General features: G+C 72.6%; 12 protein-coding genes. 5 read left to right on the forward strand and 7 right to left on the reverse strand.

The genetic code is table 11. The annotated features are described in order from the left end of the window. Positions 1 to 44 precede the first annotated feature (44 nt). Both ACWGJ2_RS02175 and ACWGJ2_RS02180 read left to right on the forward strand, forming a co-directional pair. Complete coding sequence (locus ACWGJ2_RS02175; RefSeq protein WP_453344009.1) at positions 45 to 1,136, forward strand: methyltransferase; 1,092 nt, start codon at positions 45 to 47, stop codon at positions 1,134 to 1,136. A 57-nt stretch (positions 1,137 to 1,193) separates the two neighbouring features. After that, on the forward strand, positions 1,194 to 2,630 hold the full coding sequence (locus ACWGJ2_RS02180) for a wax ester/triacylglycerol synthase domain-containing protein (RefSeq protein ID WP_453344010.1): 1,437 nt from the start codon (positions 1,194 to 1,196) through the stop codon (positions 2,628 to 2,630). Between the two features lie 62 nt (positions 2,631 to 2,692). Here the strand turns inward: ACWGJ2_RS02180 and ACWGJ2_RS02185 are convergent, their stop codons facing one another. The 7 genes from ACWGJ2_RS02185 to ACWGJ2_RS02215 form a co-directional block, all read right to left on the reverse strand. Continuing rightward, positions 2,693 to 3,322 carry a hypothetical protein gene (locus ACWGJ2_RS02185; protein ID WP_453344011.1) on the reverse strand — a complete coding sequence of 210 codons (630 nt, stop codon included), beginning with the start codon at positions 3,320 to 3,322 and terminating at the stop codon, positions 2,693 to 2,695. Between the two features lie 115 nt (positions 3,323 to 3,437). Beyond that, positions 3,438 to 4,358: a hypothetical protein gene (locus tag ACWGJ2_RS02190; RefSeq protein ID WP_453344012.1), complete on the reverse strand. Its 921-nt coding sequence runs from the start codon at positions 4,356 to 4,358 to the stop codon at positions 3,438 to 3,440. Continuing rightward, positions 4,355 to 4,684, reverse strand: coding sequence for a PadR family transcriptional regulator (locus ACWGJ2_RS02195; protein WP_453344013.1), 330 nt, complete (start codon positions 4,682 to 4,684; stop codon positions 4,355 to 4,357). The genes ACWGJ2_RS02190 and ACWGJ2_RS02195 overlap by 4 nt, the downstream gene beginning before the upstream one ends. A gap of 88 nt (positions 4,685 to 4,772) precedes the next feature. Beyond that, positions 4,773 to 5,909, reverse strand: coding sequence for a mandelate racemase/muconate lactonizing enzyme family protein (locus ACWGJ2_RS02200; RefSeq protein WP_453344014.1), 1,137 nt, complete (start codon positions 5,907 to 5,909; stop codon positions 4,773 to 4,775). After that, a complete protein-coding gene (locus tag ACWGJ2_RS02205) occupies positions 5,906 to 6,862 on the reverse strand; it encodes a dihydrodipicolinate synthase family protein (protein WP_453344015.1) in 957 nt (318 codons plus the stop codon). Before ACWGJ2_RS02205 ends, ACWGJ2_RS02200 begins: the two co-directional genes overlap by 4 nt. Further along, positions 6,859 to 8,304 carry an MFS transporter gene (locus ACWGJ2_RS02210; protein WP_453344016.1) on the reverse strand — a complete coding sequence of 482 codons (1,446 nt, stop codon included), beginning with the start codon at positions 8,302 to 8,304 and terminating at the stop codon, positions 6,859 to 6,861. Before ACWGJ2_RS02210 ends, ACWGJ2_RS02205 begins: the two co-directional genes overlap by 4 nt. Positions 8,305 to 8,430: 126 nt before the next feature. Next, a complete protein-coding gene (locus tag ACWGJ2_RS02215; protein WP_453344017.1) occupies positions 8,431 to 9,057 on the reverse strand; it encodes a GntR family transcriptional regulator in 627 nt (208 codons plus the stop codon). Between the two features lie 396 nt (positions 9,058 to 9,453). Here ACWGJ2_RS02215 and ACWGJ2_RS02220 point away from each other — a divergent pair, with 396 nt between their 5' ends. The 3 genes from ACWGJ2_RS02220 to ACWGJ2_RS02230 all read left to right on the forward strand — a co-directional run bounded on the left by ACWGJ2_RS02220 (position 9,454) and on the right by ACWGJ2_RS02230 (position 12,575). Continuing rightward, on the forward strand, positions 9,454 to 9,825 hold the full coding sequence (locus ACWGJ2_RS02220; protein ID WP_453344203.1) for a PaaI family thioesterase: 372 nt from the start codon (positions 9,454 to 9,456) through the stop codon (positions 9,823 to 9,825). Positions 9,826 to 10,017: 192 nt separating this feature from the next. Further along, positions 10,018 to 11,847 carry a sensor histidine kinase gene (locus ACWGJ2_RS02225; RefSeq protein ID WP_453344018.1) on the forward strand — a complete coding sequence of 610 codons (1,830 nt, stop codon included), beginning with the start codon at positions 10,018 to 10,020 and terminating at the stop codon, positions 11,845 to 11,847. Between the two features lie 14 nt (positions 11,848 to 11,861). Continuing rightward, positions 11,862 to 12,575 carry a response regulator gene (locus tag ACWGJ2_RS02230; RefSeq protein ID WP_453344204.1) on the forward strand — a complete coding sequence of 238 codons (714 nt, stop codon included), beginning with the start codon at positions 11,862 to 11,864 and terminating at the stop codon, positions 12,573 to 12,575. Positions 12,576 to 12,591: the final 16 nt, after the last annotated feature.

The following is a 12,591-nucleotide window of genomic DNA, read 5'->3' on the forward strand; positions in this document are numbered from 1 at the left end:
GGCGCGTGAACGGACCGACAGCATCCCGCGAACAGGACACCACGATGACCTCCACTTCCGCTTCCACTTCCACTTCCATCGCCGCCCCCGCCCCGGCCCCGGCTACGGACCCGGCCCCCGCCCCGGCCCCGGAGCAGCAGAAGATCATGGAGCTGGCCTCCGGCCTGTGGGTCTCCAAGACCCTTTCCACCGCCTTGGACATCGGCCTGTTCGATGCCCTCGCCGACGAGCCCGGCAGCACCGTCACCGAACTCGCCGCGCACCTCGGCCTCGACCGACGGCCCCTCCGCTCTCTGACGACCGCCTGCGCCGCCCTCGGCCTGCTCACCAAGGAGGACGAGCGGTGCTCCAACTCCCCCTTGTCCGCGCGGTATCTGGTCCGCGCCGCCCCTGACTACTTCGGCGGCTGGGTGGAGATGCTGGAGCGGCACGACTACCCCGGCTGGATGCGCCTGTCCGACGCCGTGCGCGCCAACCGGCCCACCGCGTGGGACCCCGACCACCAGCAGTCGCTGTTCGACGACGCGAATCCGGCCGTCCTGGAGACCTTCTGGGAGGCACTCTTCGCGGTCTCCACCGTCACGGCCCGGCAGTGCGCGCGGCATGTGGACCTCGGCGACGCCACAGCCCTCCTCGACGTCGGCGGCGGAGGCGCCGCCTGGGACATCGAACTGTGCCGTGTCCACCCCGGCCTGCGCGCGGCCGTCTTCGACCTCCCCTTCGTCTGCCGGCTCACAGAACCGAAAATCGAGAAAGCGGGCCTGCGGGACCGTGTCTCCACCGTCTCCGGCGACTTCTTCACCGACGAACTCCCCTCCGGTTACGACACCGTCCTGCTCTCGTCGATCCTGCACGACTGGGACGCGTCAGAGAGCCAGGCCATCCTCCGCGCATGTTTCGCGGCCCTTCCTCCGGGCGGACGCCTCGTCATCGCCGAACTCTTCGTCGACGACACCGAGGACGGTCCCCTGGACGCCGCCCTGATGGGGCTGGCCATGCAGGTGGAGACGTGGGGCCATGGCGTCACCAGCCGGGAGCTCACGGCCTGGCTCACCCAGGCCGGCTTCACCGGCATGCGCAGGGAACACTTCACCGCGCCCACCGCCAACGGAGTCGTGATCGCTCACAAGCCCTGACACCGCCTCCCCACCGAGGCGCCCCTCCCTTCCCCTCCCTCTTCCGGGCAGGCCCCCATGCCACGTACCGCTCCTTCTCCCGTTTCCGACGCCGCTCTCGCGACGGACGTCCTCACCCGCACATTCCTCCGGCTGGAACAGCACGCCCCGGATCCCTCGGACATGTACTTCGGGTTCCTGCTGCGCATGCCGGGCACGGCGCCTTCACTGGCGGCCCTGCGCCGGCACATCGCCCCGAGGCTCGCCGCCCTGCCCGCCCTCACCCACCGGCTGTTCCTGGACGGCGACCAGGTCCGCTGGCAGCCCGCCCCCGACTTCGACCTCGCCCACCATGTGCGTACCCTGCCCCCGGCGTCCGCCGCACCACTCACCGCCCAGGCTCTCCTGGCCCCCGGGCCCGACGCGTCCAGGCCCCGCTGGCGCCTGTGGCTGCGTCCCGGACCGACGACGGGAAGCGGCTGGGCCCTGTACTACCTCGCGCACCACGCCGTACACGACGCCACCGCGATGCTGCACACCCTGCGCGTGCTCCTCGACGACACCACGCCCCCGCCCCCGCCCCCGCCCCTGGCCACGGAACCGGCGGCCTCCCGCCGTCGGGGGCCGCTGTTCTTCCTGCTCCCGGACGTGCTGCGCACCTACCGGCCGGCGCCCCCGTGCGGCCCCCGGGCCGGGTCCGGACCGGCACGGCACGTCCTCGCGCACGACTCCGTCGACGTGGCCGCTCTGCGCGAGACGGCCCGGAGCGCGGGAGTCACCGCCAACCAGGTTCACCTCGCCGCGATGGGACCGGCCCTGGCCTCGTGGCCGCGGTTCTCTCCGGCCCGTACACGCCCGCGCTCCTGGCGACGCCCGGCATGGGCCCTGGTACCCGTCGAGTTCCGCTCCCGCGGCCCCCTGGAGCCGCAGCCCCGCGGAGGAAACAGGTTCGGGCTGGTCCGGCTGCCCCTCCCCAGCGGCCTGCCCCGATCGGCACGGCACCTCCGTACCGCCACCTCGCACGCGCGCAGGCAGCGCATCAACCGCCGTAAGGAAGCCCTGCGTTCCCTTCTGGAAGGCGCGCCCGGCCGGATCGCGGACTGGCTCCTGGCCCGCGTCACGGATCCCCGGCGCAGCGCTCTGACCGTCTCCAACATGCACGTGTCCCGCCCCATGTCCGCGCTCGGGGCCCCCGTCGAGGAGATCGTCGCCATCCCCTGGCTCCCCCCTGGACACACGTGCTTCAGCCTCCTCGTGAGCTACAACGGCAAAGCCACCCTCTCCGTCCTCACCCGCTCGGCCACTCCGCATCCCCGGCACCTGACGGCCGGCTGGACGCGCGCTGTCGGTGCCCTCCGGTCGCTGGAGCGGTCGGTGAGTCCGGCGGCCACGAGCGGTTCCGTACTGTGCGCACGCCCGGCTACGACGACCGCGAGCGGGCCAGGACCGTCGCTCGGCCTCGGCCTCGGCGGAGGCGAACGGGACGGCGCCCCGCGGGACTCCGGTGGTCGCTGAGCGCGGGTTCCGGACCTGCGGGGCGCCAGGAGACGGGCCCGGTGGGCACGTCGGGGAATGCGTCAGGAGGGGAGGGCTGCTTCCCGTAGCGGCCCTGCGGCGGGCGGCACGGGCGGCGGTGCGGGCGCGGTCCGTATCCGCGCCCGCAGCGTCAGGGCCAGCCAGACGATGCCCGCGCCCGCGACGACCTGCGCGAGCGCCCCGGCCACATCGGGCAGCAGCGAGGCGAAGCCGGACGGTACGGCGGTGAGCGTGTAGAGCCAGGCGCCGCCCCCGTAGCCCGCGCGGATCAGGGCCGTACCGAACAGCAGGGCGCCGACGGTGAACACGAGGCCCGCGGCGAGGAAGACCGGGAGCGTGGGGCCGCTCTCCAGCAGTTGCTCGACCTGCCGGTCGGAGAGCTGCGAGAGGGCGTAGGCACGGGTGACGTCGATGCCGCAGACGAGCACGAGCCCGCAGAGGTTGAGCAGGAAGCCCCAGTCGAGCAGGCGCCCGGCACCGGCCGCTTCGGCACGTGCGACGACGTAGAGCCCGGTGATCAGCAGCACGCCGAGCAACGGGACGAACACGCCGAGGGTGTTGGGCAGCGGATGTTCGTTGCCCGGCAGGTCGACGGCGGCCGAGTCGGCCGCGAGGAAGAGTCCGGCGGCGATCCCCGCACCGGCCGCGAACGTCAGGACTTTCGGTGCCACCACGGTCATGGTGCCCTCCGAAGGGTAGGCGACGACTATGCCTCACGACGGTATACCGCTTACCGGCATAGTGGCCAGAGGTGGCCGCCGCCCACGCCCTCCGGCTGTCCGTCGCTCAGAGACGTACCGACTCACGGATCGACCGCCGTGTCACCAGCCACGCCAGCACCAGCCCCGAGCCCATCAGCAGCCAGCGCAGCAGCAGGACGCGCCGCTCCGCGCCGAGCGGCGCCGCCAGCGCCTCACCGAGCGCGCCGAGATCGCTGACGACCAGCCGCGCACACCACACGCTCGCGCCCATCGCCGCGAGCCGGGGGTCGTACCAGCCGAGCACCAGCAGCACGGCGGGCACCACAACCGTCAGCGCCACCGACACGGCGGCACCGGCCGCCTCGCTCCCCACGGCGAGCGCCAACGGCCGGCCCGCACACGGTGCGAGGGCCACCGCCACGGCACTCCCCCACCTGGCCCGAACCGGGGGCGGCATCCCCGCGCACAGCCCCGCGACGGCCACCGCGCATGCCCCGCCCACCCCGTCGGCCCCCGCCGCGAGTGCGCCCGTCGCACCGGCGCCCGCGAGGAGGACGGCCACGACGCGGCCCGCCACCCCCACCGGCCCCGGGGCACCCGGCACGCCGAGCGCGCAGGCTCCGGCGAGGGCCAGCGCGACGGCGGAGACGACGAGCGCGGGCGTGGGGGCCGGCCGGTCCGCCCATATCCGCGCGGCTGCGGCGACGAGCAGGAGCACGGCACCGAGGTGGACGCCCTGCCGCCACACCAGGGACGCGGCTCCCCCGGTCCGGTGCCGGGACCGCGTCCTCAGCACGAGCCCGCACAGCGCGGCCAGTTCGCCGCACCGGTCACGCGCCCGTGCCCCGGACCCGAGTTCGCGCGCGGTCAGCGCCACCTCCTGCCGGAACTCGGGCCCGACGCCCTCCAGCCACCCGGCGAGCCGCCCGACGGCCCGCTCGTACGCACGCAGCGGACATGACCCCCGTAATCCGCGTGCCCCGTCTGAACCACTGTCGCCGCTCATGGCGCTTCGATCCCCAGCCGCGCGTACGCGAGCCGCGCGTTGGCGGCGAGCCGCCGCGCCTCGTTCAGCAGGAGCGCCTGCCCCTCGTCGGACAGCCGGTAGTAGCGGCGCGCGGGGCCGCCCTCGCTGCGCTCTCCGTCGAAGACGACGTGCCCCTGCGACTCCAGCCGCTCCAGTGCCCCGTACAGCGTTCCCGCGCGGAGCACGACGCGCCCCTCGGACATCTCCTCGACGGCTTTGATGATCCCGTACCCGTGCAGTGGTCCGGCGCCGAGCGCGGCAAGGACGAGGAAGGTGGGTTCGCGCAGCGGTGCCGATTCCGTCATGCCACGACTGTACCGACGGCTGTACCGGCTGCGGGTGTACCGGCCGCTGATATACCGGCGGGCCGCTGCGGGAACCTGCGTCCCGGTCCTACATCCAGGCCGTTGACCCGTCCGCACGTACCGGGACCCGGCGGGTCCAGGAGACCCAGTCGTCGGTGGCGAGTGCCTCCTCGTCGATCTCGATCCCCCAGCCCGGCCGGTCGGGCCGCAGCTCCAGATGGCCGTCGACGGGGAGGTAGGGGTCGGGGCACCAGGAGGTGTCGTCGGGCTTGAACTCCAGGATGCCGAAGTTCGTGGTGGCCGCCGCGAAGTGCACGTTCGCGGCGGTGGCGAGCGGGCCCATCGGGTTGTGCGGGGCCACCGTGACGTAGTGGGCCTCGGCGAGGGCGGCGATCTTGACCATCTGGGTCAGGCCGCCGACGACGCAGATGTCGGGCTGCACGATGTCCGTGCCGCCCGCGGTGAGCAGTGCGAGGAACTCGTGCGGGGTGTAGAGCGATTCGCCGGTCGCCAGCGGCACCTGGAGTTCCGACCTGATGCGGGCCCAGGACGGTATGTGCTCGGGGCGGATGGGCTCTTCGAGGAACAGCGGCTGGTGCGGGGCGAGGGCCGCGCCCAGCTCGACGGCCTGGCGCGGCTCCCACAGGCAGGCGTGCGCGTCGAAGGCGAACTCCCACTCCTCGGGCAGTTCCTCCCTGATCCGGCCGAAGTAGTCGCCCAGCGCGCGGATGACCAGCCCGTAGCGGGTGCTGTGCAGGTCGCGCCGGTAGGGGCTGAGCTTGAACGCGGTGAAGCCGAACCGCTCGTGCAGTGCCCCGGTCGTCTCTCGCAGTCCGGGGAGGTCGGGTGCCGAGTAGAGCCCGGCGTAGACACGCACCCGGTCGCGGACCGCGCCGCCGAGCAGTTGGTAGACGGGCACTCCGAGTGCCTTGCCGTTGATGTCCCACAGCGCGTGGTCGATGGCGGCGACGGCGGCCGTGCCGAGCGCGCCCGGCGGGAAGCGGGAGGACTGGAGCAGGAACTGGTTGACGGCGGCGGGACGCAGCGGGTCCATGCCCTTGATCTGCGCGAAGAGGTGGTCGAGCAGGGGCGGGTAGGCGAGGTCGGGACCGTGGTTGTAGACCTCGGACCAGCCCGCGAGGCCGGTGTCGGTGGTGATCTTCACGAGGACGCGCGGGCGGTCGCCGACGCGTTGCCGGTAGGTGTGCAGTGTGTCGATCCTCATGCGGGCTGCCGCTCCGTCTCCGTCGCGTCGAGGGCGGGCACGAGGGCGCGCCAGGGCCGTATGGACTCGGTGACCTCGGCGGCCAGTTCCGGGGTCAGGCCGTGGCTGGGCGCGCGCACCTCGCGTCGGCACAGCCCGAGCTGGTGCATGGCCTCCTTGACCACGGACACGTTGTTGGCCGAGCGGTCGCGGGCCCGCAGGTCCTCGAAGTGGCGTACGGCGCGCCAGACGTCGGCCGCCTCGTCGTAGTCGCCGGCGCGCAAGGCCGCGAGCATCCGCAGTGACACGGCAGGGGCGACGTTGACGAGGCCCGAGGTGAAGGCGCGGGCACCGGCCTGCCAGTAGGCGGGCGCGTAGGACTCGGCCAGGCCCGCGATCCACAGCAGGCCCTCGCCAGCCTGTGCGCGGGTGGTGGCGAACACGACCGGGTCCGGTACGGAATATTTCAGCCCGACGACGTTGGGTGCCCGCTCGGCGAGACGTGCGACATATGTGCCGGAGACGGCCGGGTTGCTCAGATAGGGCAGGACGCCGAGTCCGGGTACGGCGGCGGCTATCGCCGCGTTGTACTCGACCCATCCGTCGGCGGCCAGATACGGCAGCACCGGCTGATGGATCATGATCGCGTCGGCCCCGGACTCGCGGGCGAAGCGTGCGTCGTCGATGGCCGTCGCGACGTCGTACCCGACCCCGGCGACGATGGTCGTCGCATCCGTGCGTGCCCCGACGACGGTGGTCAGCACCTCCCGCCGCTCGGAGGGCGCGAGCGCGTAGAACTCCCCGGTGTTGCCGTTGGGCGTCAGCACCGAGATCCCGTTCGCGATCAGTCGCGCTGCGAGCGCGGCGGTGCGGGCGTGGTCGATACGGCCGTCCTCGCCGTAGGGCACGACCGGGATCCCGATGACGGTGCTCAGCCGTGCGACGAGGTCCTCGGTGTTCAGGGTGGTGCTCACGCGGGGTTCCTTCCCGGTCCGGGGGTGGTGGGGGCGATGACGGCGTCGGCGGGGGTGACGGGTTTGATGTGCACCCAGAACAGGTAGATGGCCGCGCTGACGAGGCAGCAGGCGGCGGAGCCGAGCAGCGGGCCCAGGTAGGAGCCGCCGCCGGCGGTGAGGAAGAGGCCGATCACGATCGGGCTGGTCAGGTTGCCGAGCTGGGAGCCGAAGTTCTGGAACCCGGCGACCGAGCCGACGGTCGCCGGGGACGAGGCGACCTCGGCCGGCAGGCTCAGGATCGCCGCTCCGGCGAAGGAGTGTGCCGCGTTGCTGAGGGTCAGCACGGTCATCAGCACGAGGTTGCTCTCGATGAAGGGGGCGAACCCGATGCAGGCGCTCAGGCCGAGCCCGGAGACGATCGGGACCTTCCGCGCCAGGTTGGTGGAGATCCCGGCCGCCAGCATCCGGTCGGAGACGATGCCGCCCAGGACGGTGGACCCGATGGCGATGACCGCGGGCAGCCAGCCGACCATGCCGAACTCGGCCTCGGTGAAGCCCCGGTCGTCGAGGAGATAGCTCGGGTACCAGGTGAGGAAGAACGCGCCCGCGAGGGAGCGGAAGACATACCCCGTGGTCAGCGCCCACACCTGGTTGTCGCGCAGCAGCCGCCGCCACGACACGTCGGCGCCGGAGGTGCCTGCCGCTCCCGGCCCGTCGGCGGCCACCATCTCGCCCTGGTCGGAGCGGATGTGTGCCAGCTCGCGCGCGGAGACACGCGGGTGCTGCTCGGGCTCGCGGTAGACCACCAGCCAGCCGAGGATCCAGAGCAGACCGGCGACGCCGATCACGATGAAGGACAGGCGCCACCCGCCGAGCAGGATCAGCCCGGTCACGACGGGCACGGACAGCGCCGTGCCGATCTGCTGGCCCATGTCGAACAGGCTGGAGGCGAAGGCCCGTTCACGGCGGGGGAACCAGCGCGAGACGACCTTGACGTTCGCGGGCTGTACCGGTGCCTCGCCGACGCCCAGGCCGAGCCGGAACAGCACCACCGAGCCGACACCGTTCGCGAAGGCGGTCAGGGCCGTCCAGACCGACCACCAGCCGACGGCGACGGGGTAGATCACCCGGGGCCCGAACCGGTCCAGCAGCCAGCCGGACGGTATCTGGAAGAGGGCGTAGGTCCAGAAGAAAGCCGACAGCAGCACCCCCTGCACGGCGGGGCCGATGTGGAATTCCTTGGACATGAAGGGCATGGCGACGCTGAGCGCCGCGCGGTCGAGATACGCGATCGTCAGACCGAGGGCCGAGAAGCCGACGATCGTCCAGCGCATGTGGCTGCGCTCGCGGGTGTGCGCGGGGGTGTGCGTAGGGGTGTGTTCAGGGGCGTGCTCATGGGCGGGCCCGGGGGTGTGCTCGGGCACGGCCGGGACGGGCACGCGCCCGTTAGACTGGGGCATCGTTGCTCCTGGTGAGTAACGGAAGCGCTCCCCATCGGGGAGCGTGGATCTCTGAGGTGCGGCCTGGGATCTTGGCGGTGAACGGGCCGCGCCTCTTTCCACTCATGTGGTGGGCATGGGGTGGCGTCAGTGAGCGGGCGCCTCCTTCTTCAGATGCCGGGCCACGAATCCCTCGATGTGGCGCCGGACGAGTGCGGCGGCCTTCTCGGCGTCGCCCGCGCGGACCTGGTCGAGGATCGCGGCGTGTTCGCGGGCCTCCTCGTCCCAGGACGGCATGCGGGCCCAGGAGGAGGCGGACACCAGGGCCGTCTGGTCGCGCAGCCCGTCGAGGGTGCGGACCAGCAAGGGGTTGCCGCAGCCCGCGTAGAGGCCGCGGTGGAAGTCCCGGTTGGCGGTGCTGCGCGACGAGGCGTCCTCGGCCCGCGCGGCCTCCTCCAGCGCCTGGGCCGCCTCGGAGAAGTCCCCGCCAGCGGCGACGCCGCGCCGCACCGCTTCCGGTTCGAGCAGCAGGCGCATGTCGTAGAGCGCGAGCGCGTCCTCCTGGGTCAACGCGCGGACGGTGGTACCGGTGTAGGGCCGGATGTCGACGAGCCCCGAGCCCTCCAGGGCCTTCAATGCCTCGCGCACCGGTGTCTTCGACACCTGGAAACGGCCTGCCAGCTCACTCTCGACCAGGGGCGTGCCCGGTGTGAACTGCCCATTGAGGATGGCCGCCTTGATGGCCGCGAGCACATGGGCTGTGCGCGACGGCAATGCTCCCGGGCTGAATGCGGGCAGGGGCACTGACCCTCCAGTGGAATATCATACGTCGTATACGATCAGACCGTAGTCCTCCTCGTCGCGCCGGGCAATACGTTGTCCACGGTTGTCCACGAGGGAACTTCGCGACGACGGGCCGCCATGTGGCGGCGTCCCGGGGGCCGTTCCCCTCTCCGGTGCCATGATGATCGCCATCGGCGGGCTCCCGCTCGGGGGAACGCCTCGTCGGCCGACGGACCGGCCCGCCACGCTCCGCGCACACACACGATGACGTCCGCACGAGGAGAGAACGTGGAAGACCGGACCGAGCAGGAGAACGGGAAGCGGCAGGAGCAGGCGAGTCCGGAGACGGAGGCGCGGATCCGGGAGAGCTTCGGGCGTCAGGGCCTGATGCGTCATCTCGGTGCCCGGATCACACGTGTCGAGCCAGGGCGCGTCCATATCGTCCTCCCGAACCGGCCGGAAGTGACGCAGCAGCACGGCTACTTCCACGCCGGGGCCACCAGCGCGATCGCGGACAGCGCCGGTGGCTACGCCGCCTTCACCCTGTTCCCCGAGGACACGGACGTGCTCACCGTCGAGTACAAGATCAACCTCCTCGCGCCCGCCGTCGGTGAGCACATCGAGGCGGTGGGAACGGTGCTGAAGTCCGGGCGCACCCTGACCGTGTGCCAGTTGGAGGTGTTCGGTCTCCAGGAGGGGCGGCGGAAGCTCGTGGCGAACGGGCAGCAGACCCTGATCCGGGTGAACGGCTCCACGTGACCGTGTGACCGTGTGGCCTCGCGACCGTGCTGACCTCGTGACCGTGCTGACGTCGCGTCGCGGCACCGGTCGCCGCCGCACGAAGCACCGCGCGGCACGCTCCCGCAGGCAGCGGACCTCTGGCTTTCGGCCGAGCACCCCCTCATCCGCAAGTCGCAGAGGACACGCGCACCCGCCCCCGACAATGGACCGATGTCCCTCACCTCCCGAAGCGTCTTCGCGGCCCCTGGCGAACAGGGGAGGGGGCGATGGCGCGCCCTCACGGAAGTGACCGGCGGCGCGCTGCTGATACTCCTCACGCAGATGCTCCTGGACGGTCTGGCCGACGTGCCCGGCTGGGTTCAGTTCCTCCTGGGTGCCGCCGCCCTCGTTCCGCTCGCCGTCCGGCGCCGCTTCCCTCGCGCGAGTCTGCTGGGTGCCGCCGCCGTCCTGGGCGTGCTGCCAGGGGCCGGGCTGCCTGCCGCCGTGATCGCGTACACCACGGCCAAGCACCTGGTCGTCCCACGGCACCGGACCGCCGTGCTGCTCGCATCGGCCGGGGCGACGATGCTGGTCAGCACCGTCTTCGCCCAGGCCACCGGGCTCGGCGGCCACGCGTTGGGTCTCACGCTCGGCGGCGTGCTCGCCGCCACCACTCTGCTGGTCCCGGCGCTGGTGGGCGCCTCGGGCGGGCAGCAGGAGCGGTTGCTGCGGGCGCTCCAGGAGCGGGCCGCCGCCGCGGAGGCGGCACGCCGTCTCGTGGACCGCGAGTCGCGGACACAGGAGCGGTCGCGGATCGCCGCCGAGATGCACGATCTGGTCGGCCACCGGCTCAGCCTGATCTCGCTGCACACGGGTGGCCTGGAGATGGCGCTGCGGAACGAGTCGCCCGAGCTGCGCGAGGAGGCGGTCCTGGTGCGCCGGGCCACCGGGGACGCGATGCGGGAGCTGCGCGAGGTGCTGGGTGTCCTGGGCCCGCTGGGCCGGGACGACACCGGGAGCGGGACGCTGACGGATGCCACGGGTACGCGGTCCGACGTGGAGGCGCTGGCGGAGGAGTCGCGGTCCGGGAGCATCCCCGTCGACCTCGTCTGGGAGGGCCCCGACCTGGACGAGCGTCCGGCCCAGGTGCGGCGCGCGGTCCACCGCGTGGTGCGCGAGTCCCTGACCAACGTGCACCGGTACGCCACCGGAGCACATGTCACCGTGACGGTCACCCACACCGACGGCCAGGTGACGGTACTCGTACGCAACGGGCTCCCGCCCCAGGCCCCGGAGGCCGTCACAGGACTGGGCTCGGGGCGCGGCCTCGTCGGGCTGCGGGAACGCGTGACGCTGCTCGGCGGCACCCTGGAGACGGGCCCGACGGCGGCCGGGGGCTTCACCGTGACGGCACGGATGCCCGCGCGGCCGGAGCCGGGGGCGGGGACAGGTGCGGGTGGGGGTGCGGGTGGGGGTGCGGGTGCGGGTGCGGCCCGGTCTGACGCACCGTCACACATGTCGCCGGGCGCACCGGACCCGTCGGCCTCGTCGGACCCGTCCGGCTCCGAGCACCCAGCCCCCGGCGTCCGTCGGCCGAGAACCGTGCGTGTCCTCACCGGGTTTCTCGGCCTCGCCGGGGTGGGCGTGATGATGCTGGGCGGCCTCCTCCTCGTCAGCGCGGCGGTCCCGCAGCCCGCGCCGCCCGAACCCGAGGAGCCCCGGGTCGGGATGTCCCGCGAGAAGGTGGAGGACTCCGTGTACGGGGACGACACCACGGCGCGCGCGGCGGCGACGGGCCACGAACCACGCCGTCCGAAGGGCGTGTCGGACTGCCTCTATCCGATGGTGCCCCTCGAGGACTTCGAGCCGTCGGCCGAGGGCAAGGGCGGGGGCGGGGGCTCGGCATCCGGGGAGCCCGCGGACGCCACCGACCCCGACCCCGTGGAGGGCCCGGGCCACCTCAGGATCACCCGGTACTGTTTCCGCGGCGACACGTTGGCCGCGATCGACCGCTTCACCGTTCCGGTGGTGTCGCAGACACCACCGTGGGAGTCCCCTTGACCGAGAGCACCGATATGACCGAGCTTCCTCCGTCCGACGACCACCCCGTCAGGGTCATGCTCGCGGACGACGAGGAGATGATCCGGCACGGCGTCCGGCTGATCCTGCGGCATGCCGACGGCATCGAGGTGGTCGGCGAGGCGAGAAACGGTGAGGAGGCGGTGCGGGTCGCCGCCGAGACATGTCCCGATGTGGCGCTGATCGACATCCGGATGCCCGTGCTCGACGGGCTCGCCACCGTCGAGCGGCTGCTGGCTCTCCGGCCACGGCCGCAGGTCGTCATGCTGACCACGTTCGGCGACGAGGAGAACGTGACCCGCGCGCTGCGGTCAGGTGCCACCGGCTTCCTCCTCAAGGACGAGGGCCCGCAGGAGCTGATCAGCGCGGTGCGGGCCGCCGCGACGGGCGACGCGGTCCTCTCCCCCGGAGTCACCGGCACCGTCATCGCGCGCATGCTGGGCGGCGCCGCCGGTACGCCGGGGACCGGGAAGGCGTCCGGGGCCGCCTCCGACGCCGACCCCGAGCGGCGGCTGGCGGCGCTCACGGGCCGGGAGCGCGACGTCCTCGCGCTGCTGGGCCGCGGCCTGGCGAACGGGGAGATCGGCCAGGAGCTGAACATCGGTCTGGGCACGGTGAAGACCCACGTCAGCGCCATCCTGGAGAAGACAGGCACGGACAGCCGGGTCCAGGCCGCGGTGCTGGCGTACCGCGCGGGGCTGCTGTCCTGAGCGCGTTCCTCGAACG

This window comes from Streptomyces sp. NPDC054796 (genome assembly GCF_053611545.1).

What these genes read in the sequence shown, in the direction of transcription:
- ACWGJ2_RS02175 (WP_453344009.1), top strand. Translation starts at nt 45, where the DNA reads ATGACCTCCACTTCCGCTTCCACTTCCACTTCCATCGCCGCCCCCGCC.
- ACWGJ2_RS02180 (WP_453344010.1), top strand. Translation starts at nt 1,194, where the DNA reads ATGCCACGTACCGCTCCTTCTCCCGTTTCCGACGCCGCTCTCGCGACG.
- ACWGJ2_RS02190 (WP_453344012.1), bottom strand. Translation starts at nt 4,358, where the DNA reads ATGAGCGGCGACAGTGGTTCAGACGGGGCACGCGGATTACGGGGGTCA.
- ACWGJ2_RS02195 (WP_453344013.1), bottom strand. Translation starts at nt 4,684, where the DNA reads ATGACGGAATCGGCACCGCTGCGCGAACCCACCTTCCTCGTCCTTGCC.
- ACWGJ2_RS02200 (WP_453344014.1), bottom strand. Translation starts at nt 5,909, where the DNA reads ATGAGGATCGACACACTGCACACCTACCGGCAACGCGTCGGCGACCGC.
- ACWGJ2_RS02210 (WP_453344016.1), bottom strand. Translation starts at nt 8,304, where the DNA reads ATGCCCCAGTCTAACGGGCGCGTGCCCGTCCCGGCCGTGCCCGAGCAC.
- ACWGJ2_RS02220 (WP_453344203.1), top strand. Translation starts at nt 9,454, where the DNA reads ATGCGTCATCTCGGTGCCCGGATCACACGTGTCGAGCCAGGGCGCGTC.
- ACWGJ2_RS02225 (WP_453344018.1), top strand. Translation starts at nt 10,018, where the DNA reads ATGTCCCTCACCTCCCGAAGCGTCTTCGCGGCCCCTGGCGAACAGGGG.
- ACWGJ2_RS02230 (WP_453344204.1), top strand. Translation starts at nt 11,862, where the DNA reads ATGACCGAGCTTCCTCCGTCCGACGACCACCCCGTCAGGGTCATGCTC.